Source organism: Streptomyces sp. NPDC032745 (assembly GCF_055579465.1).
In genome coordinates, this window is record NZ_JBVING010000032.1 from 1 (window position 1) to 21,440 (window position 21,440).

Genomic DNA, 21,440 nt, shown 5'->3' on the forward strand with positions numbered 1-21,440 from the left:
TGTCACCATCAAAACCGCAACGACCTGTCACCCACCCGGCACACCCCTCCCGTCCCCGGCGCGAAGCAAAGCCGAACACTTCCGTGCCTTCACTAGCATCGCCTGCACCCTCATCTGCTACCGAAGACTGGCCAAATGAGATGACGCCTATGCAGGTCCTGGACATGGTCCATCACGTCCAGGGTCTCCCTGCCTCCCAGAGTGCGCCGACACCGTCTGGAGGGCGACCCGCGCCGGGCGGTGGCATGCTGAGGAAGAGGCACGGAGGCTGCGACACCGGCGAGCAAACGCCTGGAGGAGCCTTGACGCATCTGGCTCGGATTCCGTTGGGAGACGGGGGCTCCCTCCTGGTCGAGGCTCCGGCCTCGCAGGCCAGGCCGGTGAAGGCGGGGCGCGTCAGCGACGCCATTCACGACCTGCCGGGGAGTCTGCAAGAGGCCTTGGGGCCGGTCACCGCAGCGGCGCGCCACGCTCGACCAACTACGCAAAGCCGGCCCGGACGCGATCACGGTCGGGTCGGTGTCGACCTCGCGGTCGAGGCGGGGGCCGTGATCACAACCTTGAGCTCCAGGGCATCGCCGGCGGCCAGGCGGTCCGGGCCGGTCATGATCCAGCGGACCACCCGGCGGGGTCGCGGTGCGGATCGCGGTGGAACAGGAAGCCCGCTCTCCTTCGACCAGCGCAGATACCGGCGGACGGTCTGGACATCCCCGGGGAAGCCAAGTTCTCGGGCTTCGCGGTGGAGCCGGGGGATGTCGTAACAGCCCTCGTTCCACCGTTGGTGCAGGTAGGACTTGTACTCGTCGAGGATCGACTGCCGGTTGACCGCCTTGACCAGCAGCTCGTCGATGCTGGTGGCCCGGGCGAATCGGCGGACGGTGGAGTGGTCAAGCCGCAGTTCCCGGCCGATCGCCGTCAGGGACTTGCCCTCGGCCAGCCGTTGCTGCACCGCCGCGTAGCGGTCCCTGGTGCGTGCGACAGGCGCCGCGGGCGGTCGAGGCAGTCACTCGTCCGGTCCGGAGGGGCGAAAGGCGGTCTCCTGACGCGGGCCGTGTCCAGCTCGGTGGTCAGCCTGGTCGCGAACGCGGAACGGATGCAGGTGTGGTGTGAGCCGACGGTCTTCTCCACGGCCTCGGCGAGGTTCCGCCACAGGTGCCAGCCGTCGGCGTGCTGCATGGCCTGCGGGGCGCCGGTCCGGGCGCCCTCGGCGTAAGCGCCAGCTCGATCCCGGCAGATATGATCTCCACCTCGGGGTGCCCGGCCAGCCAGGCGGCCAAGGGCTCGGCTTCCCGGCCTGGCAGCACGTCGATAGGTCGGCGTCTCTCCAGATCCACCAGAATGGTGGCATACGAGTCGCCCTTGCGTAGCGCGAAGTCGTCCACACCCAGCACCCGCACCGGGCCCTCTCGCCCCTCAGGTATCGCGCGAAGCAGGTGCAGCAGGGTGTCCTTGGCGACTCGGATGCCCAGCAGCCTGGCAAAGCGGGCACCGGGCCGGCCAGCGAGCGTGCAGACTATGGACAGCAGCACCGACCGCAGCAACGGGGTCTTGCGGGCGTGAGGCGTCGTCAGCCCCTCGATCTACTCCGCGAACGTCACCGCTGTGCAAGCGCCGTTGAGACAGCGAAAGCGGCGCACGAGCAGCTCGACAACCACAGCCCTGCCCCCGATCGCCGCGTCCGCCAGGCGTCGGACGTACCAGCCGTGCACCCGCCCCGATATCCTGGAACAATGCGGACACCGCCTGGGGGTGTGTCCGGCCGGGGCCCAGGACCGGCCCGGCGGTGCGGTGTCCGAGCGCAGGCCGCACTGGTCGGCCCAGACCAGCTCGGCCTTCTCCTACGGGGCCCGTGCGGCGATCGCCGGGCACTCCTCCTCCAGCCAGACCCGCACCTGGGCCGGCTGCTGCCGGTAGGAGCGGCGGGCGGGACGCTGTGGGGTGAAGCCGTGCCGCCGCAGCCACTTACCCACTCCCTGCTCGGTCATCGACTCCCCGCACACCAGCTTGATCAGCGCCTTCACCGAGGCGCGGGTCCACAGCACACCGCCGTGCCCGATGTCGGCCGGGGCGTAGTCCCGCATCGCCTGCAGCACCGCACCCCGCGCAGACGCGTCCAGCACTCGCCCATCCTGGCGCGCGGTTGCCGTGGCACCGCCAGCAGGGCCTGACGGCCACCGGCCCGAAAGGACCGCCACCAACTGCCCACCGACCGCTCGGAGACCCCGAACACCTCCGCCGCCTGCCCGTACGTCCGCACCCGTCCCGACTCCAGCGCCGCAACCACCCGCAGCCGCAGATCCTCCTGCCCCGCAGGCGGCAGACGCCGCATGTCCCCACCCTCGTCCATCACACCCGATCAACGAGCAGGAAACCCATCAGTTTCGGCTCAGTAGCAGGTAGGCGCCTAGATCACAACCTATGAGGCTGGAGGTTCCGTGAGTTGGGCTAAAGCCGGAGGCTGGCACCGTACGAATCAGCACTAGAGGGAGCGTCGATGAAATTCTCAACTCCTACGCGTCGCATGCGTCTCTCGGCTGCTGGCGCTGCCCTCGGTATCGCAACGGCCGGCTTGATCGGCATGGCTCCGAACGCACAGGCAGCCAGTGGGCCTTGCTGGGCATACACCTTCACCCACTGGCTAGATGATGCCGCAGGCTCCCAGTGCCCCGCAGGTACGTACGGCTGGCAGCACCGCGCCGTCGCGGATTGCCAAAGCTCCGACCAGCCCTGGATCACGTACAGGATCACCGGTCCGTGGGTCGGTGGCACCTCGAAGTCCACGACCAGCTGTCACTTCACCGACAACATGACCGCCAACTGGAATGAGCAAGGGCCCCAGTAGTAATCCGGGTAGTGCGCTCGCCGAATCGTTCTTCGCCACCATCAAGCGCGAGTTGCTCGGCACCACCACCTGGCCCAGCAGGACCCTGGCTCGCACGGCGATCTTCGAGTGGATCGAGAGCTGGTACAACTTGCACCGGCTGTACAGCAGCCTCGGCTACCGCAGTCCCGCCGACTATGAGACCGCACTCGCAGCCTGACCACCACACCAAAGGTGTCCGTCAAAGCGGAACAAGCTCAGTCACGAAAATCGAGGCAAGGCCTGCACCCAACCGCTGCCGTACTATCTGGCGGGTCAAGTGAGCGCGGGTGGGGATTTGTCAAAGCCTCAGCATTATCGGATGCCACGCGGATCGTACCGGGACGCAACCGTCAGACGAGTCTGATGACCGACACAACCTTCGAATCAGGAGGCCGACATGGGCCTTTGCACATGGAAGGCGAACATGCGTAACAAGCTGATGAAGTCAGCGGCCGTGCTGACCCTGGCCTTCGTCGCCGGGATCGGCGGGACTCAGACCGCCACGGCGGGCTTTGGCAACAACGTCGACGGGATGGTCGACGGCCATAGCTATAGTGAGTGGGGTGACGGCACTGGCCGAGACTGCCCAGAGGGCTCGTTCTGCATATACCAGCATCGCGACTTCGGCGGCGCCAAGTTCGTGTTCTGGGAGTGCGGAGTCGTCCATTCGCTCTCCAACTGGAATGGCCGTGGCTCCTGGGTCAACAACCAGACGGACAACGCAGTAGCAAGCCTCTACGGCTGGAGCGGCAACGTCTACGCTTACGCGCATATCGGTGGGGACCCCAACTTCGACTTCAACCCGGTATACACGCTGAAGCCGTGCTGATAATCCGGCTGATGCACGGGTGTCCTACAGATCCGTCCGTCTCCCTGGTGATCATCACAACCCCGCCGGCCTGACTAGCATCGAGGCCCTCAGCTCCACCGCTTCCGCGGCACGCCAGGAAGACACGAACGAGCCCGGATACCCCTACGAGGCATCCGGGCTCGCTCCATGGTGACTGCTGGTTCGAAGTCATCTCATTTTTGGTTGGCTCGGTAGGCAGTCGGGCCTTGACCCCGGATTTTGAACACGTCTATGCGGCTTGGGTCAGGGTAGTTGCTGTTGGTTGGAAGTCGTTCTCGTAGGCGATCGGAGATCGTTGACCGAGGCGGGAGTGCCGGCGTCGGGTGTTGTATCGGGTCAGCCAGCGGAAGGCGTCGAGTCGCGCCTCGCGCTCGTTCGGCCAGCTTTTGCGGCCCTTGAGCGTCTCTCTCTTGAAGGTGGCGTTGAAGCTTTCCGCTGCGGCGTTGTCCGCGCTGGACCCGACCGCGCCCATGCTCTGCCGGACCCCTGATGACCTGCAGATTTCAGCGAAGGCCCTACTCGTATATTGGGCGAGTTCAACCAGGGGCCTTGACCCAAGGCCGGGTAGTTAACGTATTTCCGCTGGTGGCAAGGGGTTTCGTCGTCGGGTCGTGACGCGGGCAACAGGGTCGCGTTGATCAGATAGTCCGCCAAGACTGCTGATCGCCGAGGTGCCCCGTTGCCCGTACGTCATGGTGCCGCGCCGCCCGGTCTGACGACGCTCTCCCGCGTGTTCGCTGTGGCCGCGGGCCCCTTCGCGCCCGGCCATCTGGGCGAGCTGACGCAGGTCGTGCCGTTCGAGCTCGTCGACGCGGTCCTGGAGGAGACCGGCTGTGTGCAGCACCGGCCGCGTGACCTGCCCTCGCGGGTCGGGGTCTACTTTCTGCTGGCGATGTGCCTGTTCCCGGAGGTTGGCTACCGGCTGGTCTGGAACAAGCTCACCGCGGCGCTGGCGGGCGTCGGCCTGGAGGTCGCCGGGCCGACCGCGAAGGCCCTGCGTGACCTGCGACGCCGGGTCGGCCCGGCGCCGGTCCGCCGCCTGTTCGAGGTCCTGACCGGGCCACTCGCGCAACCGGCCGCGACCGGAGTGCGGTTCGGACGGTTCCGGACGGTCTCGTTCGACAGCTGCAGCTCGATCAGGCTGGCCGACACCGAGCGCAACGCGGAGTGGTTCGGCCCGGGCGGCCGGGGCGGCTGCCCGATGCTGGAGCTGATGACGTTGCTGGAGACCGGCACCCGCGCCCTGATCGGCGCGGTGTTCGGTCCCACCGACACCGGCGAGACCGCCTACGCCTGCCGGCTGCTGCACCAACTCCGCCCCGACATGCTGCTGTTATGGGACAAGGGCTTCGACGCCAACGCCTTCCTCGCCGCTCTGACCGGCACCAGCGCGCAGTTCCTCGGGCGGATCCGCGCCAACCGCCGCACTCCGGTCCTGGCCCGTCTCGGCGACGGCTCCTACCTGTCCGTCATCGGGACCGTCCCGGTCCGCATCATCGAGGCGCAGGGCACCGTGACCTTGGACGACGGCACCTCCTTCACCGGAGCCTACCGACTTGCCACCACGCTGACCTGCGCGAACCGATACCCCGCCACCGTGCTGACCGCGCTCTACCATGAGCGGTGGGAGCACGAGTCCGCCTACTACGCGCTGCGGCACACCCTTGGACAGGGCCGCCCGCTGCGGTCGGGCGACCCGGTCGGCGTCGAGCAGGAGATGTGGGCCCAGCTCACCCTCTACCAGGCGCTTCGCACCGTGATGGTCCAGGCCATCGAGTCCAGGCCAGGCACCGACCCGGACCGCTGCGGCTTCACCATCGCCCTGTAGGCCGCCCGCGACCTCGTCGTCCAGGCCGCCGGCATCACCACGGTCACGGACGCCAGCACCATCGGCGTCATCGGCCAGCGCGTCCTGGCCGGCCTCCTCCCACCCCGCCGGCCCCGCGTCAGCACCCGCAAGGTCCGCTCGTCGGTCTCCCGGTACGCCGAACGCCAAGACGACGGCCGCCCCGACCGCAGCCGCACCGTCACCCGCCTCGACGTCGCCATCCTCGAGCCCGCGAATGAACAGCCCGCGCTGCCCGCCGCCTCCCGCGACGACCGGCTCGCCACCCACTCCCAGCGCCGCAGGCACCGCATTCTCGACCTGCTCCACGAAGAGCCCGGCCGTTCATGGCGGCCCCGCGACATCGCGGCCCGTTTCGGCGACGTCACCCTCGAGACCATGTACAGACAACTCAACCGCTGGGCCGCGAACGGCCTCATCCACAAACTCGGCCCCGGCTTCTACACCCTCAGCGATGCGCAATTCAGCGGCTCAGATCTCTCCGAAGCAAGCCTGGAGAAGGCGAACCTAAGTCGAGCCGACCTTTCAAGCGCGGCCCTCACCGGGGCGGTTTTCCAGGAGGCACAGCTGCGGGACACGGGATTCACCTGGGCCGACCTCACCGGCGCCGTCCTCTGCAGTTGGGACATCAGATGCTCGGACCTGACGGGGGCGGACTTCATAGGCGCAGAGCTGACCCGCGCCCTCCTCGTAGGGGCGGACCTCAGGAAGGCGACGATCTGCTCGGAAATGTTCCTGGCCCCCGTCGGAAGCACCAAGGAGCCACAGGCCGTGCCCACGTGTGCCACCCTGCGGGAGGTAAACCTCAGCGGCGCCAACCTCTCGGGAGTGAGCCTGGCGCGCGCGGATCTGTCTGGGGCGGACCTCACCAACGCCGACCCATCTAAGGCCGACCTCACCGATGCGAATCTCACCGGCGCCGACCTCACGGGTACGAACCTCAGCGGCGCCACACTCAAGGGAGTACGCGGCCTCCCACCCTCCCTCCGCTAGAGCCAACCGACGGCGCTGCTCGCCGACGACGGTCCCTTCCAAGCCAGGAACAATCTCCCAGCGCGGGAAGTAAGGCAGCTCCACCCTTGCCGACACACCGCGATCACCCGCAAACGACGACATCCACCAATGCGTAGCCAGACACGAAACGCCCCCACCCAGCGTTCCACCACACCCACCCACAGGGGCGACAAACACCCCACCCACCAAACGACAGCGGCCTTCACCGACAAAACAACACCCTGGTACCGCCGCACCCCAGCCCAGCACCAGCGAGAAGCCGTTGCCATACCGATCACGGTGGGCGTGAGTTCGAGTGTGACTGCCCGGCCGTGTGATCTTTCGGCGGTCTGGGTATCAAGCCAAGGGTGATCGGCGAGCGAGGGGGCGGACTTCGAATGGGGGCAGCGGACGAGCAGGACCATCAGGATGGGGAAGGCTGGCTGACGAAGGCCGAAGTCCGGGAGATCTGGCCGCAGATCAGGGCGATCAGCATCACGGCCGTGGCGCGGGCCAACAGCGTACGTACCTCGGCTGCGCCCTCCCCGGACCTGACCCGCGAGCCGACCTACCACGCGGCCGACGTACGCCACGTGGCCGCGCGGATCGCCCGGGGTGAGGCCGATGTCGCGCCCTGGCAGCGCGCCGACTCCGACGCTGCACGCGACGACGCCACACCCGGCCCACCGGTTCGGCAGCCCGTCGGTTGGGGGCCCGAGAACGTGCCGGGGCTGATCCTGCTGGCAATCATCGTGGGACTGATCCTCTGGGGCCTGACCTCTCCCGACAATCACGGCACAGTAACGGACTTCGTGCGCTGAGTGCGCTAACTAGCGGTTGCTCTATCGATCTTGGTGATCGTGAGTTCGAGTCTGCCGACTCGGTCGGGCGATCTCCTGGTCGGAAGGGCATGAAAGTGGGGCCTCCCGTACAGCTCGTGGGTGTCGAATCCAGTCGAGCAACAGGAGGCTCCTGGTGCCGCAGTCTTCCGTCTCCGTGACATTGCCATCCGACTCCGCGCCCCTGTCGTGCGATTGCCTCGCTCACCGGTTCGGGAATGCCGGGGACCGGCCGCACAGGCGTCCGAGGTACCCCTCGGACATGACCGACGCGGAGTGGGCAGTCGTACGCGACGCGATGCCCGTGCCCGCCTGGCTTGAGGGATGGGGCGGGCAGCCGGAGAGCTCGGCGCCGGTGAAGTTCGCGCCGGTCAGGTCGGCGTCCTGGAACCTAAAAACTCCGGTTTACCCTCCGGATGACAGCGCTCCTACGAGTCCGCTTCGGTGAATGCACCATCGAACAGGCCACCTGGCAGGCCGTGGTTACCGTCACAGGGGCCGAGAGCCAGCGGGCTGGAAAGCGGGTGCCGTCGGCCGCGGCTGCGTGACGGCGACGTGTGACGGCGGCCGATGCCTGGGCGACAGCACCCCGAGGGGAAGAGGCCACCGACGTGGCAGGTGGGGCCCCTCGCCCTACCCATCCCACCCGATCCGCCCGTGACGCACACGCGCGACCCGCCCCACACCTCCCGGAACCACCCGCGCAGACCCCGATACTGTGCCCGACGGGCCGGCGCAGTGAGTGCAGGACCACAGGCCTGCCAGGACGCGGGCACCAAAGAGGCCGGGCGCTGAATGTCGGGGCGGCGACTGCGCCTCCCCCGCTGGGCGCGGCGTCGGCCGGAGCTCAGGATCCGAAGACGCGCAGCACACGCGGAGCGTCGGGCAGGTCTTCGGGGACGGTGGCAGTGCCGGTCAGGGGCATCAGGTTCCCGTTGCCGCAGTCGCCGGGCTGCTGATGGTCGATCTCCCAGTGCCAGCCAGCCGGAACAGCGAAAGAACTGATGGCTCAGAGCGGCTGGCGGCAGGACCGACACCAGTAGAACGACCGCCCCATAACACCACCGCCCCCTTGCGCGGACTCGCCACGCAGGCGACGGCTGCGGGCGCCAGGCCCATGCCGGGCAGGCTGGTGCGGTCCGGACCTATCGTCGTTGCCAACCTGTTCGGCCTCAGCCCCGCCACAGCGAAGACGTGGGCCTGGTACGCCAACGACAGCTGGACCCACTACCTCGCAACCCGGACGTGACGACGAATGACCGTGTGGAGATCGCTACATCCTGCTAACGTCTGCGACATGAAGCGCGCTGCTATGACGACGACGCCGGAGAGTGTCCCGGCGCGCTGACAGACGACCTGATCCGAAGCCCCGGGGCAAGTGCCCCGGGGCTTCGCCGTAGGCCCGGTCACTTGCTCCGCAACCAGCAAGGGAGACCGCGATGACCACCGTGCACGACCACCGCAAGCTCGGCCGTGAACTGGGCCTGTTCGACACCGATCCGCTGATCGGCGCCGGCCTGCCGTACTGGCTGCCCGACGGAGCGGCCGTGAGGCACACCCTGGAGGAATACATCCGTGCCGCCGAGCGGCGGGCGGGCTACCAGCACGTGTACTCACCGGTCCTCGGCAAGCGGGAACTGTACGAAATCTCGGGGCACTGGGCGCACTACAGCGACGACATGTTCCCCCCGATGGACCTCGGCGGTGAGCAGGTCGTCCTGCGGCCGAGCCTGTGCCCCCATCACGCGGTGATCTACCGCTCCCGCTCCCACAGCTACCGGGAACTGCCCCTGCGCATGGCCGAACTGGGAGGTATGTACCGCTCCGAACTCTCCGGCGTGCTCGGCGGGCTGACCCGGGTGCGGGCGATCCAGCTCAACGACGCGCACATCTTCTGCACCCTGGACCAGGTCGCCGAGGAGGCGCAGGCGGCGCTGGAGATGATCCGCCGGGCGTACGAGGCACTCGGCATCACTCCGACCCGTTACCGGCTCTCCCTCCCGGGCCCTGGCGGCAAGTACGTCGCCGCACCGGAGAAGTGGCAGCGGTCCACCGCCCTGCTGACCGATGTCCTCGACCGCTCCGGCCTGCCCTACGAGGCAGCCGAGGGAGAGGCCGCGTTCTACGGCCCCAAGATCGACGTCCAGGTCACCGACGGCGCCGGCCGGGAGTCCACCCTGTCCACCGTCCAGGTCGACTTCCACCAGCCCGAGCAGTTCGACCTGCACTACATCGGCGCGGACGGCGCCAAACACCGCCCGGTCATGGTCCACCGCAGCATCACCGGCAGTGTGGAACGTGCCGTCGCCCATCTCATCGAACAGCACGGCGGTGCTTTCCCCGCCTGGCTCGCCCCTACTCAGCTGGTCATTCTCCCGATCTCCGACACCGAACTGCCGAACGCCGCAGCCCTCGCCCAACGCTGCACCCATCTCGGACTGCGTGCCCAGATCGCGGGACCAGACCGCGGCAGTCTGGGCGCCCGCATCCGAGAGGCCCGCCTGGTTCCCTACCAAGCCGTCATCGGGGCCAAGGAGGCCGCTGACGATCACGTCGCACTGCGCTTGCGTGACGGACGCCGGCTCGACCCACAGCCGGTCAGTGATGTACTCGCCCACATCAGCGCTCTCATCGGGGCCCACAGCACCGACCTGTGGGCCGACGCCATCCCGTAACAGGCGTCGCGGTCAGCGCCTGCTGCCGCCCGCGCGAGGAGACTGGTGATCTCCGCGATGGCGTCGGACGAGGGCTTGAAGTGACGGCGGACGTTCTCCGGCCTTTTGTGTCTCGAATTGGCCATCAGCATCAGCAGGCCGACTCGGGCCTCGCCCAGCTGGGCGAGGCCCGAGCGACGGTACTCGTGCAGGCCCATCCCAGCCCCTGCCCGGCAGTGGACTCATCACCAAAGGCGCGAGCCTGCCCCGTACTACAGCCGGGCCAGCCCGCTGTCCGGGCTGCTCCGGGTCCGGCCTCTTGCAGATCGGCTGGCCGCGTGCAACCGGCCCGTCGTGTCGTGGGGGCCGGGGACGATGGCTGCGGTCAGTGTGCCCGCACTGTAACCCCCAGCATCCGTGCGCCTGTCTCTGTGCGGGGGCGGTGACTGCTGCCCGGGGCGAACACCACGTAGGTCCCCGGACCATGACGCTCCTCTCCCTCGATCACCTCGCCGCTCAGGACGTAGTACCGCTCCTCGGTGTCGTGGACATCGACATCCGGCCAGCGGGTGCCCGGGGCGAAGTCGATCAGCCAACCGCTGGCGAATTCGGTCGCCGGGAGCCTGCGGCGGACGATGCCGGGGGCGACCTCCCCCGGCTCGATGTCGTCGATGTGGACGGTGGTCTTCAACGGGCCCGTAGGCGCTGTTTCGCTCATGCGCCCACGATCGCGCCGGGCGAGTACCCGGGCCGAGAGTCTGGAAAGACATCATCAGGTACTTTCCTGCCATGAGCCGTCATCGTGTGGTCGCGCTGCTGAACGCGCCGCAGTCACCCTTCGAACTCGCCTGTGCCGCTGAGATATTCGGGTCCGTGCGTCCGGATCTGCCCGTGCACTACGACTTCACGGTCTGCGCCGAGCATCCCGGAGTACTCCCGGCAACGACCGGACCCGCGATGTACGTCGAGGCGGGGCTGGACGCGCTGACGGACGCGGACACCATCGTCGTTCCGGGCTGGCAGCCCACCGGGGCGGCCGTGTCCCCGGGCATCCTCAGCGCCCTGCGTGCGGCGCACCGGCGCGGGGCGCGGGTGGTGTCCATCTGTACGGGGGCGTTCGTGCTGGCGCAGGCCGGGTTGCTGGACGGGCGCCGGGCGACAACGCACTGGCGGCGTGCGGAGCAGTTCGCCACCGCGTTTCCGCAGGTGGAGGTCGATGCGGACGTGCTGTACGTCGACCATGGTGACGTGGCCACCAGCGCCGGGTCCGGAGCGGGCATCGACCTGGCCCTGCACCTGGTACGCCGCGACCACGGTGCCGCTTACGCGGCCCAGGTCGCCCGAAGCATGGTGCTGCCGCCGCACCGGGAGGGCGGCCAGCTCCAGTACGCCACCCAGCCCGTGACCATCAGGACCGACGAGTCGCTCGCACCGCTGCTGGAGTGGACCCTGACCCGGCTCGACACCGAGCTGACCGTGGGCCGCCTCGCCGAGCAGGCGGGAGTGTCGGCCCGCACACTCGCCCGGCGCTTCACCGAACAGCTCGGCCACAGCCCCGGCAAATGGCTGCTCACCCAGCGCCTCGCCGCCGCCCGCATTCTGCTCGAGCAGACGGACCTGCCAGTCGAGGCCATCGCCAACCGGGTCGGCCTGTCCTCCGCCGTCAACCTGCGACGCCGCTTCCGGACCATGCTGGGCACGACACCCGGCGCCTACCGAAGAGCCTTCGGCCGCTGAACGACCGGGCGCGGCGGCGCTCGCCGGATGCACCCAAACGTCCGCGGAAGGGAAACGGCAAGGCGGAGAGATGAGCCCCGCACTGCGCGTGATCGTCTACCCACTGGTCACCAAGGGCGGGCGCGAGGATGATTTCGAGGGCGGCTAGGTTCGTCGTCAGGCGAAACCTGGCGTAAACCCAGCCCTTTCGGGGAGTCAGGGACGCTTCGACGACATCGCCATGAGCAGTACGGACGAAGGCCACGAAGCTGGGCCACGGCTGCCGGCTTTTGCTATTCCCCGGTGCAACCAAATGTTCCACTTGACTTATGTGTGTCACCAGGCCCTCAACGGGCCATCCTGCATGCAGTTCTGCACAGTTCACCGCCACGAAGCCATGCGAGCGCACACAAGACCGTCGCTATGCCCCTGGCCGCCTCGCATCCGCAGGCGGAGGAACCCGGAGCCGATGCGTGACTCCAACTACACACGGTTATCAGGAGGGTGCGCTGCATGAGGAACTGGCGATAGTTGGACAGGCGGGTGTAGAGCTGCGGACGGGCAGCATGGTGGTCAATCGGTCAGCGGCGAACCCTGGCTACAAGATGCCCTCGACGCCGGAGACGTCCGTCCAGTCCTCCAGCCACTCCCGGGCCTTGGCCGGGTCGGTGGTCATTGGGCACAGCATCCACGCGGCGGTCAGTGTGCGGGCCGCGAACAGGACCTCCAGGCGTCGGCGGCGCTCGAGGTTGGGCAGGGCCAGCAGCTCGATGCCGTCGATCTGCAGGGCGTCGAAGGCGATGAAGAACGCCGGGCTCTTCGCGGTGAGCGCACCGGCGGTGCGGCCGCGGGCGGCGGCCCGGCGCTGGAGGGCGTCGAAGGACAGCCTGCCGGCTGCGGTGTCCCAGACAACGAGCTCGCCGTCGAGGACCAGGCCCTCGGGCAGTTGCTCGGCGTCCGTGACCAAGTCGGGAAACCGGTCTTGGACGAGTGAGCTGCGCCGGGTCTGCAGCTTCCCTCGGGACCGGCGGGGGTGAAGAGGATCGCGCGGTGGCCATCATTCTCCAGACTTCGTGAGACAGATACGTCCCCTTGCGGTGGCCGGGAGCTTCTGATCGGTGTGCCGCCCGAATGTTGACCTGTACTGCTGCGGGCTTTGGGCCTGCTGGCGATGCTTTCTGTTCTGCACTCCTCCCCGACCGTGGTGTTGTACGTTCGCCCCATCTGGTGGGCTGGTTGGTTCGCGCCGAGCGGATTCGGACGTAGCCGTGGCGCGGGAACCGCCGGTGGAAGGGCCAGGGAATCCTGAGGGGGAGACATGGCGTATCAGGTGGAGTTGCCCATCGGTGTGGCGGGCGGGCCACAGGACGTGGTGAGGGTCGAGATCGCGCCGATCGGCGAGGACGGCCTGGTCAGGGTGGCGCGGCCGGGGCAGGTGATGGCGCGTGCCTCGCGGTCGCTTGGGGAGATGGTGAACGGAATCCGGCCGGTCGCGCAGAGTTTCGTGGATGGCTTCCGTGGCATGGTCCACGGACCTGACGAGCTCAACCTCGAGTTCGGGCTGTCGTTGTCCGCTGAAGCTGATGTGATCATCTCCAGTACGGCGGCCCAGGCGAACTTCAAGATCTCGCTCACCTGGCACCGTGACCCGTCCGATGGGATCGGCGCCCCCGCGGGGCCGGCTCAGTGACCCCGTTAGGGCCGCAGGCGGCGGAGGGTACCGGACCGAAGGCTCTGAATGCGGCTGTGCTGCGGATCCGCGATATGCGTGGAGATGCGGTGGGCCTGGGATTCCTGGTCTCCCCGGAGCTGGCTCTGACGTGTGCACACGTAGTGTCCGCAGCCCTTGGCACGCCGCAGGACCAGGGTCCGCTGGCCGACACCCGGCTCCACGTCGATCTGCCGCTCCCAGCCGCTTCCGGGTCGGGTGGCACGGGCGTGACCGCGAGCATCGAGACCTGGATACCGCCGCAGGAATCGGGTGGCGGGGACGTGGCGGTGCTGCGGCTGGATACCCCGTTGCCCGGCGCCGTCCCGATTCGGATGGTCGAGGACGACATGGTGTGGGATCACCCGGTGCGCGCCTTCGGCTTCCCGGCTGGCCGCCCAGGAGGGGTATGGCACTCCGGTGTCCTGCGGGCGGAGCAGAGCCAGGGGTTGCTGCAGGTCGACCTGACCGGAACGGGCTATCCGGTCTCCAGGGGCTTCAGCGGCACCCCCGTGTGGGATGAGGACTTGGGCGGCGTGGTCGGCATGATGGCGGTTGCCGAGTCCGGGCAACCCTCGGCCAGCTATCTGATCCCGACCGCCAGCCTGCTGAATGCATCGCCCGAACTGCGCGGTCTGACGCTGCCCCCGTCGCCGTTCCGCAGCCTAAAGGCGTTCCAGGAGTCCGATGCCCCGCTCTTCTACGGCCGACAGGCGGAGAGCAATGAACTGGCCCGGGCCCTGGCCGGCGAGCAATGGGTCACACTCGTGGGAGCCTCCGGGGCCGGAAAGTCGTCTCTTGCGCTGGCCGGGGTCGTGCCGCGGCTGCGGAAAGGGGGTGCCGTTGCCGTCGTCGTGCGCCCCACCCTCGGCAGCAGTCCGCTGGCAGCCCTCGCGGCCGCGCTGCTTCCGATGCTGGAACCCGAGCTGTCGGAGACCCAGCGCCTGCTGCGGCTCACCGAGCTGACCGAGGTTCTGAGGCAGGGCGGACTGGCCGATCTCGTGCCCCGGCTGCTGGACTTGCGAAACAGCCGCCGACTGCTGGTGGTGGTCGACCAGTTCGAGGAACTACTCGCGCTCACCCCGCAGGCCGTCGGCAAGCTGGCAGACGTCCTGTTCGCCGACGCTCTCCCGCGCACGGTTCGGGTGCTGACCACCTTGCGGGCCGACTTCCTGGAGATCGCACTCGCGCATCCTCGCCTCGGGCCCGCCCTCAGCCGACGCGTCCACGCGCTCGGGCCGCTGAGCCCCGAGCGGCTGCGCGAGGTGGTGACCGCGCCCGTCGACGCCATCCCCGGCGTGCGGTACGAATCCGCCCTCGTGGACCGAATCCTGGAGGACACCGGCACCGAGCCGGGTGCCCTGCCGCTGCTGGGCTTCACCCTCGACCTGCTGTGGCAGGAACAGCGCGGCGGCCTGCTGACCCACCAGGCATACCGGGACCTCGGCGGAGTCACAGGCGCGCTGAGTGCCCATGCGGACCAGGCCTGGAACGAGCACGTCCCGAAAGAGGACGAGCCGGCAGCGCGACGGCTGTTCACCCAGCTCATCCGCGTTCCGATGGGCTCGCCGGCCGCGACACGCCGAATGGCTCTGCGAACCGAACTGGGCGAGCAGGAATGGCGCGTTGCCCAGCAGCTCGCCGTTACCCGGCTGCTGGTGACCGGCCGCAGCGCCGAGGGCGTCGAGACGGTGGAGCTCACGCACGAGGCGCTGATCAGCGGCTGGGAAAAACTGGCGGCGTGGACTGCTGAGGACCGCTCCTTCCTGGAGTGGCGGGAGTCCCTGCGCCACGACATGGACCGCTGGGAGCGCGCGAAACGCTCCCCCGAACTGCTGCCGACCACCGTGGCGCTGGCGGCTGCCCAGGAATGGGTGACCGGGCGCGACGGCGACCTGACGACGGCGGAACGCGCCTACCTGGACAGCGGGCGGACATACCGGCGTTCCCGGGCCCGCCGGGTGCGGAGACGCCGGTCCTTCATCGCCGGCATCTTGGTGGTGGCCGTGACGCTCGCGACGCTGTTCGCATTCGCACGCCAGCAGAGCCAGGAGCGTGAGGCGCTGGCCACCTCGCGCGCCCTGACCCAGGCCTCGCAGGACGAGACGTCCACCGACCCTGCCCGCTCGGTGATGCTGGCGCTGGCGGCCTACCAGACCTCACCGACCCAGGAAGCCCGCAACCAACTGCTGCGGACATACCTGATGCGCTCGGACAAGAGCCGGATGATCTCCGGCCTGCTGGGAACAGTCCTGACCCTCCAGACGAGCCTCGACGGCAACGTCGTACTGGCCACCTCGAAGAACGGCCGGGCGACGCTCTTCGTGCACGCCGTCACCGGGGACGTCCGTATGGCGCAGGTGCCCTCGGTCAGCGGGGTAAGGTTCCCGCTGGTCTCGGCGGACGGGAGGCGGGCCGGCTACGTCGAGGAGGACGGCAAGGCCGCCTGGTTCCCGGTGAACGCCAACAGCGACCAGCCGATGGGCGAACTGCACCGGCTGCCGGAAGCACTCGGAACGGCCATCAACGCGAACAAGGACATGAGCCCCACCATGTCCCTCGACGGCACCCTGATCGTCGCCAGGGTGCTGGACCACCTGATCTGGTGGGACCTGGACAGCGGCACCATCGCGCGTTCGACACCCACACCCGCGGACCACGCAAAGGAAGACATCGACCTGTGGATCAGCCCGGACAACCGGACCCTGCTCCTGATCCGCTCCGGATGGGGGGACACCAATCAATCAAAAGCCCTGTTCGTCTACGACCCGGCAACCGGCGCAACACGTGCAGTCGTGCCCGCGGTGGCCGACGTGGCCCAGATCGAGCTCTCTGGTGACCGGACGGCAGCCGTGGTGTGCCGCCGGTCGGAAGCTGGCGAGACAGCCGTGAGCCTCATCCGGATCTCCGACGGTGCCCAGCTAGGAGAGCCGTACAGCGAGCAGAGCGAGCGTCTCAAGCCGAGCCAGTGCATCGTCGATGCGGTCAGCGCGACGGGCAGCCAAGTAGGGATCTGGACTCTCGACACCCTGAGTGTGGTCGACCTGCTCCACAACAAGGTACTCTCCCGCACCCCTTCGCCGTCAGCCTCCACATCGGGTCACTTGGTGTCCGCCGCAGGGAAGCTCTTCCACGTCACCTGGAAGGGCTCGCTGATCACCTACACCGAACTCCCGTCCGGGGGCGACATACTCTCGGTCGGCCAGCAGCGGCTCACCAGCGACGGAACCCGCACGATCAGTGTTCTCGCCGACGGGTCCGCCATACAGCTGCGGCCCGCCACCGGAGACAACAGCGTCCTCCTCGCCGAGGCGCAGCGCCGCGAGCCCCACTGGATACCAGGAGACGCGGACCAGCTTCGGCTGAACAGCGACGGGAGCCTGCTCGCCAGCCAGGAGGGACGGAACGTGATCTCCGTCCGTGAGGTCTCCACCCTGCGGCAAGTAGCCGTCATCACCGCCATCGAACCGCCTCCCCTGCCCAGGAACCCGCCGTCCATCCTGGGGCCTGCCGAACCGGCCGGGGACGCCGCGAAGTGGGACTTCCACTACAACTTCGACGCCGGCGGAAACGTGCTCACCGTGTCAGGGACCGTGGTACAGCAATGGGATCCGCACACCGGCAGCGAACTCGCGCACTTCGACGCGAAAGCCCTGCAGCCCAAGGATGCCCCCGAGGGACGTCCACACATCTCAATAGGCACCTATCCGGCCCCGAACAAGGTGAACGTGATCACCTGGGGCGATCCTGATGTCCGCATCGTCGACATCACCACAGGCGCTGTCACAGAAACAGTGAGGATCACCGAAGACGTCCTCGCCGCGCAGTTCGACCCCAGCGGCCGATACTTCGGGTTGATGCGCCGCGGAGCGATCGTCGAGCTGTGGCGGCGTGATCCGCTCCGTAAGGAACTCGGCCCGCTGCGCAGCACCGCCGAGGACCTGGTCACACCGACCGTCACGCAGTTCATCGACCGGGACGGCCGCTTCCTGATCGCCGCCAACAACGCCGTACGGATCTACCGCGTTGGGGAGCGTGCCCCGCAGGATTCCTTCGAATTTGGTGAACCGCCCGGCAGCACTGCGAACCGCTCGTACTCGTTCATGGACATCTCGAAGGACGGCAGCACAGTGATCTACGCTGACCCGTCCGGAGCAGGCGGCGTCCTCCGGCTCGACCCGCAAATGTGGCAGCGCGACCTGTGCAAGATCATCGGCTACCGGCAGTTCACCGATGACGAGCGGGCCAGCCTTCCAGCGCGCGTCCCAGCGCAGCCCCTTTGCACCGAGCGTTAGGCATGGTCAGCAAGATCAGCGTGCCCGAGGGAAAGCGTCGCCGCTCGAACAACTCGGCGGGCTCCGCGCACCCCAGACAGCAACTTCGCTGGCCTTCCACACCTCCCCCTTGTCGCTGAAGAACAACTGCACGAAGTCTCCAACTGCCAAGAACAGGAGTTCCGAGGAACCTGCGACTGGCAAACCAGGCGAGCCGACGCAGGGTCGCCGGGCTGTCGGGCTGTCGGGGACATCACTCAGATGAGACATCCACAGAGTGTCTGGAGAACCGTCGAATTTCTGCTCTGCCGCGAAGCTGTGGACGATCGCGCTATTCCCCAGGGGTAAGTTCACGTAATTCCCCACCCTTGCGACTGAGCGGGCCACCCAAGAGGTGTTTCTGGTGGGCGGCAGAAGCGGGCACGTGATCACTCGGCTTGGTCGCGTGGCACCCTTGTCAGCAGACCTGATGGCCGGAGTGAAAGTTGAGTCGTTCGTTGATCCGTATCGCGCGAGGGGCCACCGGGTTCTGGGGGCATGGCGATGACCCGTTGCCGCGGGCGGACGTCGTGGCCTTCAGAACTGCCTGCCACGCTGTGGCCCGATCGATTCGGGGCACGGTCGCCGAAGTGACCCCGACCGGAGTCGCGTCGAGCTTCCATACGGCTCTGGTCATCACCTCGTCCAGTCGGTCCACAGTCTTGTGCCACGACGTGCTCCCGGTTGTCGCCTTTGTGGCGAGCCCACCGCAGGCTGGTGCGCCCTTGCCAGCCTTCACGCCCCCGCCGGCATGGTCGGCCGCGTTTGAGATGGGCGGCTTTCGGCTGCTGGGGGTCGATGAACTGAGCATGCCGTTGGCCTCGGCTAACACCAGTGAGCTCGCCGAAGAAGAGCTGGAGCAGGTGGGCTACTGGCGCCCGAGCACGGTCGGCGAGCTGATGTTCAACTGGTGGGACTGAACGGGGTCATTTGCCTGGGGGCTTGTCGGTGGGGTTCTTGGGGCGTTTGTTCGGGCGGTAGCTGGGGCCGTTCATGATGACCTGGTGGCTGGTGTTGATCAGCCGGTCCATCAGTGACTCGGCGATGACAGGGTTGGGGAAGAGCGTGAATCAGCGACTCGTCCACCAGACGGCCCCTGTACAGGTGACTGAGGACACCGCCGTGATCAGCCATACCGGCACGCGCTGGACCGTCAAGCGGAATCCGCCAACACGAATGTCCACTACAGGCATGCTGCGGTTGACTTCCGGAGCGCTGCGATCGCTCATGATGTGCCGACCTTTCGTCGAGTGGCCCAAGCGAGCCGATGACCAGGTTCGGCTACCCACTCAGAACGCACACCGGGGAAAGGACCCGTCGCGGGGGGACTTTAGTCCCAACGCCCGTCACCTACGCCCGCACCCGGCTCCCTAAGAGCTCGTAAAAGGATCTTGCTGAGATGTCCTGGTCAGCCGTGACCGGTGTGACGATTCGGCCGTTCGGGATGGTGTGAATACTCGGCCGTGGATCGTGGATGACGACTTGTGGACACTGATCGAGCCGCTGCTGCCGCCCTGTCCGACGAGGTCACCAGGGCCGCGGCGGGGCCGGTCGCTGACCGGCTGTGCCTGCAAGGCATCTTGTACGTCCTCTGCAACGACATCGCCTGGCAACTCCTGCCCCCTGAGCTGGGGTTCGACTCCGGACTGACCTGCTGGCGAAGGCTGGAGCGGTGGCAGCAGGCCGGGGCCTTCGACCAGCTGCACCGCATCCTCCTCGCCGAACTGAACGCGGCCGGCCGCCTCGACTGGTCCAGGGCATGCGTGGACGGATCCCACATCCGCGCGAAAGAAGGGGCGCCGACACCGGTCCGTCGCCGGTCGACCGGCGGAAGACGGGCAGCAAACACCACCTGATCTGCGACGGGCGCGGCACCCCGCTCAAAGTCATCACGACCGCGGCGAACGGCAACGACGTCACCCAGACCCTCGCCCTGGTCGACGGCATCCCACCTGTGGCGGGCCAACCCGGCCGTCCGCGCAGTCGTCCCGAGGCCCTGCTCGGAGACAAGGGCTACGACTCCAACCCCAACCGCGAACATCAAGGGTATGGGCAAGCTCCGCTACGTCGTGGAGCAGACCTTCGCCCTGCTCCACCACTTCGAACGACTCGCCGTCCGATGGGAACGCCGCACCGAACTCCACGACGTGCTCGTCTCCCTCGCCTGCAGCCTCATCTGCTGGCGACGCCTCAACAAGCCCGACTCATGATCGTGTTACGAGCTCTACGCGATACTCGTCCTATGGAGTGGTACGAGCAGGCCCAGGCAGCGGAACAGCTCGGAGATTGGGACACAGCTATCGCTTTGATCAGTGCCCGAGCCGAGTGCTACTCCGCCGATTCCTACGCGCACGACAACCATCTGTGGCACATGCGGTTGCTCGTCTGTGCGGAGCGGTTCACGGAACTCGCGGAATTCGCACTCACGGATGTCCACGCACGTCGGAGACTCCACAGATCGCTTCACGAGCGGGAGATGGACGGGGCGCTGCGCAGCCGTGCTGAGGACGGCGACAGTGGCGCCCTATATCACCTTGTCGAATTGCTGTGTGAGACGGGTCGGATCCAGGAAGCCTCTCGAGCGGTCCAGGACCTCGCCCCGGAGGATGAGTACGCGCGCCAGCTTGTGGCTGGCTTCGAACGCCCTTGAGAAGTGCGCGGAAACGCTCTGCACCTGCCACTCTGACTCGTCGTTCGTGAATCCATGCCACCTCCGGACAAGTCTGGTCGTGCTCACTGAACCCGACTGTCACGGCTCAGACCGGTCTGATCCTTCGGTCCGAGAGGTTGGCCGCTGCCCAGAACAGCCGAATTGCCGGTCCCTCACGCGTCCAGAGTGGAGTCACCTCTCACATTCAATTCTTGCTCCTGGTGCCGCTGAGCGGAGTCAGAACTGACCTACCAACGGAGTCAGTTGTCACTGGCGCAGCCAGGCCGGCGTGGATCGGCTTCTACGACACCGCGGAACTGGATTGGTCTCTCCGCCCTCGTGATGGCACGCATCGGCCGCCATTCGGAAGCGGAGGCGTACCTGCATCGCACTCTCGGGGGTCTCCGCACGGGCTACGTCCGCAACCGCCGGTGCTACACACTCAATCTCGCGCAGGCTCAGCTCCACCAGGGCAAGCCCGAGCAGGCATGCATGGCTTCGTTCGTTAGTTGCGGGTTCTGGCACAGATCTTGGGGAGCCGTCACGGAGCGTCATCTCAATGTTCGATTGCGAGGGGGCGGTTCGCGTGAGACCGGGTACGCCTTGTCGTCGGACCATAGGAAGTGACGCTCCCTCAGGTTGCTGCTGGCCGCTGCTGCGGCCGGTTGTGGACGGTGACGGTGCTGGTCATGCAGACCGATGCACCGTTGTGGGACTCGCTGGTGTTCGAGGGGATCGACGGTGGATGTCGAGGCGGTGACGGCCGCGTTCGGCATGGTCGAGGTGGTGGCGAGAGGCCGCGCGGCCGGGGCGGCGTGTCCGGGCTGCGGGTGCTTCTCGGGCCGGGTCCACGACCGTTACCAGCGCAGGCTGAAGGACCTTCCGCTCGCTGAGCAGGGCTTTGTGATCCGGTTGACGGTCCGGCGCTTCATCTGCGGGGCGGCGGACTGCCCGCGTCGGACGTTCGCTGAGCAGTTCTCCCGGCTGGCCGCCCCGCACGCACGGTTC

20 protein-coding genes and 4 pseudogenes are annotated in these 21,440 nt (G+C 67.6%); 13 read left to right on the plus strand and 11 right to left on the minus strand.

Annotated elements, in window-relative coordinates; all coding sequences use genetic code 11:
* Nucleotides 1-505: 505 nt before the first annotated feature.
* The 5 genes from ACZ5WG_RS40515 to ACZ5WG_RS40535 all read right to left on the minus strand — a co-directional run bounded on the left by ACZ5WG_RS40515 (nt 506) and on the right by ACZ5WG_RS40535 (nt 2,347).
* On the minus strand, nt 506-949 hold the full coding sequence (locus ACZ5WG_RS40515; protein WP_468729659.1) for a hypothetical protein: 444 nt from the start codon (nt 947-949) through the stop codon (nt 506-508).
* Nucleotides 950-1,067: 118 nt separating this feature from the next.
* Complete coding sequence (locus tag ACZ5WG_RS40520) at nt 1,068-1,529, minus strand: transposase (protein ID WP_468729660.1); 462 nt, start codon at nt 1,527-1,529, stop codon at nt 1,068-1,070.
* A gap of 51 nt (nt 1,530-1,580) precedes the next feature.
* Nucleotides 1,581-1,826 (minus strand): transposase family protein, encoded by a 246-nt coding sequence (locus ACZ5WG_RS40525; RefSeq protein WP_468729674.1) that lies wholly within the window; start codon nt 1,824-1,826, stop codon nt 1,581-1,583.
* A 12-nt stretch (nt 1,827-1,838) separates the two neighbouring features.
* Nucleotides 1,839-2,120 (minus strand): helix-turn-helix domain-containing protein, encoded by a 282-nt coding sequence (locus tag ACZ5WG_RS40530; RefSeq protein ID WP_468729661.1) that lies wholly within the window; start codon nt 2,118-2,120, stop codon nt 1,839-1,841.
* A complete protein-coding gene (locus ACZ5WG_RS40535; protein WP_468729662.1) occupies nt 2,018-2,347 on the minus strand; it encodes a helix-turn-helix domain-containing protein in 330 nt (109 codons plus the stop codon). The genes ACZ5WG_RS40530 and ACZ5WG_RS40535 overlap by 103 nt, the downstream gene beginning before the upstream one ends.
* Nucleotides 2,348-2,822: 475 nt before the next feature.
* On the opposite strand from ACZ5WG_RS40535, the gene ACZ5WG_RS40540 reads away from it, so the two are divergent.
* Both ACZ5WG_RS40540 and ACZ5WG_RS40545 read left to right on the plus strand, forming a co-directional pair.
* Nucleotides 2,823-3,041, plus strand: coding sequence for an integrase core domain-containing protein (locus tag ACZ5WG_RS40540; protein ID WP_468729663.1), 219 nt, complete (start codon nt 2,823-2,825; stop codon nt 3,039-3,041).
* Between the two features lie 246 nt (nt 3,042-3,287).
* On the plus strand, nt 3,288-3,692 hold the full coding sequence (locus ACZ5WG_RS40545; protein ID WP_468729664.1) for a peptidase inhibitor family I36 protein: 405 nt from the start codon (nt 3,288-3,290) through the stop codon (nt 3,690-3,692).
* 250 nt (nt 3,693-3,942) lie between these two features.
* Here the strand turns inward: ACZ5WG_RS40545 and ACZ5WG_RS40550 are convergent.
* Nucleotides 3,943-4,245 (minus strand): annotated as a pseudogene (locus ACZ5WG_RS40550) (integrase core domain-containing protein); the annotation flags it as partial.
* Nucleotides 4,246-4,443: 198 nt separating this feature from the next.
* Here ACZ5WG_RS40550 and ACZ5WG_RS40555 point away from each other — a divergent pair.
* The 3 genes from ACZ5WG_RS40555 (at nt 4,444) to ACZ5WG_RS40565 (ending at nt 7,373) form a co-directional block, all read left to right on the plus strand.
* Nucleotides 4,444-5,541, plus strand: a complete 1,098-nt coding sequence (locus ACZ5WG_RS40555) for an IS4 family transposase (RefSeq protein ID WP_468729665.1) — start codon at nt 4,444-4,446, stop codon at nt 5,539-5,541.
* Nucleotides 5,542-5,937: 396 nt separating this feature from the next.
* A complete protein-coding gene (locus ACZ5WG_RS40560; protein WP_468729666.1) occupies nt 5,938-6,552 on the plus strand; it encodes a pentapeptide repeat-containing protein in 615 nt (204 codons plus the stop codon).
* Between the two features lie 398 nt (nt 6,553-6,950).
* Entirely contained in the window at nt 6,951-7,373 is a 423-nt protein-coding gene (locus tag ACZ5WG_RS40565; protein WP_468729667.1) for a hypothetical protein, read from the plus strand.
* Between the two features lie 222 nt (nt 7,374-7,595).
* On the opposite strand, the gene ACZ5WG_RS40570 is transcribed toward ACZ5WG_RS40565, so the two are convergent.
* Nucleotides 7,596-7,766, minus strand: coding sequence for a hypothetical protein (locus tag ACZ5WG_RS40570; RefSeq protein ID WP_468729675.1), 171 nt, complete (start codon nt 7,764-7,766; stop codon nt 7,596-7,598).
* Nucleotides 7,767-8,839: 1,073 nt separating this feature from the next.
* On the opposite strand from ACZ5WG_RS40570, the gene thrS reads away from it, so the two are divergent.
* The gene (gene thrS / locus ACZ5WG_RS40575; protein ID WP_468729676.1) at nt 8,840-10,066 is read left to right on the plus strand and encodes a threonine--tRNA ligase; all 1,227 of its coding nucleotides are present in this window, start codon (nt 8,840-8,842) and stop codon (nt 10,064-10,066) included.
* A 12-nt stretch (nt 10,067-10,078) separates the two neighbouring features.
* Here the strand turns inward: thrS and ACZ5WG_RS40580 are convergent.
* Nucleotides 10,079-10,344 (minus strand): annotated as a pseudogene (locus tag ACZ5WG_RS40580) (site-specific integrase); the annotation flags it as partial.
* Nucleotides 10,345-10,430: 86 nt separating this feature from the next.
* On the minus strand, nt 10,431-10,763 hold the full coding sequence (locus ACZ5WG_RS40585; protein ID WP_468729668.1) for a cupin domain-containing protein: 333 nt from the start codon (nt 10,761-10,763) through the stop codon (nt 10,431-10,433).
* A gap of 71 nt (nt 10,764-10,834) precedes the next feature.
* On the opposite strand from ACZ5WG_RS40585, the gene ACZ5WG_RS40590 reads away from it, so the two are divergent.
* Nucleotides 10,835-11,782: a helix-turn-helix domain-containing protein gene (locus ACZ5WG_RS40590; protein WP_468729669.1), complete on the plus strand. Its 948-nt coding sequence runs from the start codon at nt 10,835-10,837 to the stop codon at nt 11,780-11,782.
* A gap of 577 nt (nt 11,783-12,359) precedes the next feature.
* Here the strand turns inward: ACZ5WG_RS40590 and ACZ5WG_RS40595 are convergent.
* A complete protein-coding gene (locus tag ACZ5WG_RS40595) occupies nt 12,360-12,773 on the minus strand; it encodes an ATP-dependent DNA ligase (protein WP_468729677.1) in 414 nt (137 codons plus the stop codon).
* Nucleotides 12,774-13,079: 306 nt separating this feature from the next.
* Here ACZ5WG_RS40595 and ACZ5WG_RS40600 point away from each other — a divergent pair, with 306 nt between their 5' ends.
* The 3 genes from ACZ5WG_RS40600 to ACZ5WG_RS40610 all read left to right on the plus strand — a co-directional run bounded on the left by ACZ5WG_RS40600 (nt 13,080) and on the right by ACZ5WG_RS40610 (nt 18,702).
* The gene (locus tag ACZ5WG_RS40600; protein WP_468729670.1) at nt 13,080-13,451 is read left to right on the plus strand and encodes a CU044_2847 family protein; all 372 of its coding nucleotides are present in this window, start codon (nt 13,080-13,082) and stop codon (nt 13,449-13,451) included.
* A 74-nt stretch (nt 13,452-13,525) separates the two neighbouring features.
* Entirely contained in the window at nt 13,526-17,764 is a 4,239-nt protein-coding gene (locus tag ACZ5WG_RS40605) for an nSTAND1 domain-containing NTPase (RefSeq protein WP_468729678.1), read from the plus strand.
* Between the two features lie 608 nt (nt 17,765-18,372).
* Nucleotides 18,373-18,702 carry a hypothetical protein gene (locus tag ACZ5WG_RS40610; protein WP_468729671.1) on the plus strand — a complete coding sequence of 110 codons (330 nt, stop codon included), beginning with the start codon at nt 18,373-18,375 and terminating at the stop codon, nt 18,700-18,702.
* A gap of 6 nt (nt 18,703-18,708) precedes the next feature.
* Here ACZ5WG_RS40610 and ACZ5WG_RS40615 read toward each other — a convergent pair.
* Nucleotides 18,709-18,852, minus strand: a pseudogene (locus ACZ5WG_RS40615) (ATP-binding protein); the annotation flags it as partial.
* 379 nt (nt 18,853-19,231) lie between these two features.
* Between ACZ5WG_RS40615 and ACZ5WG_RS40620 the strand changes: the two are divergent.
* The 3 genes and pseudogenes from ACZ5WG_RS40620 to ACZ5WG_RS40630 all read left to right on the plus strand — a co-directional run.
* Nucleotides 19,232-19,992, plus strand: a pseudogene (locus tag ACZ5WG_RS40620) (IS5 family transposase).
* A gap of 32 nt (nt 19,993-20,024) precedes the next feature.
* Complete coding sequence (locus ACZ5WG_RS40625; RefSeq protein WP_468729672.1) at nt 20,025-20,432, plus strand: hypothetical protein; 408 nt, start codon at nt 20,025-20,027, stop codon at nt 20,430-20,432.
* A gap of 741 nt (nt 20,433-21,173) precedes the next feature.
* A partial coding sequence (locus tag ACZ5WG_RS40630; protein ID WP_468729673.1) for a transposase family protein occupies nt 21,174-21,440 on the plus strand: 267 nt, incomplete at its 3' end.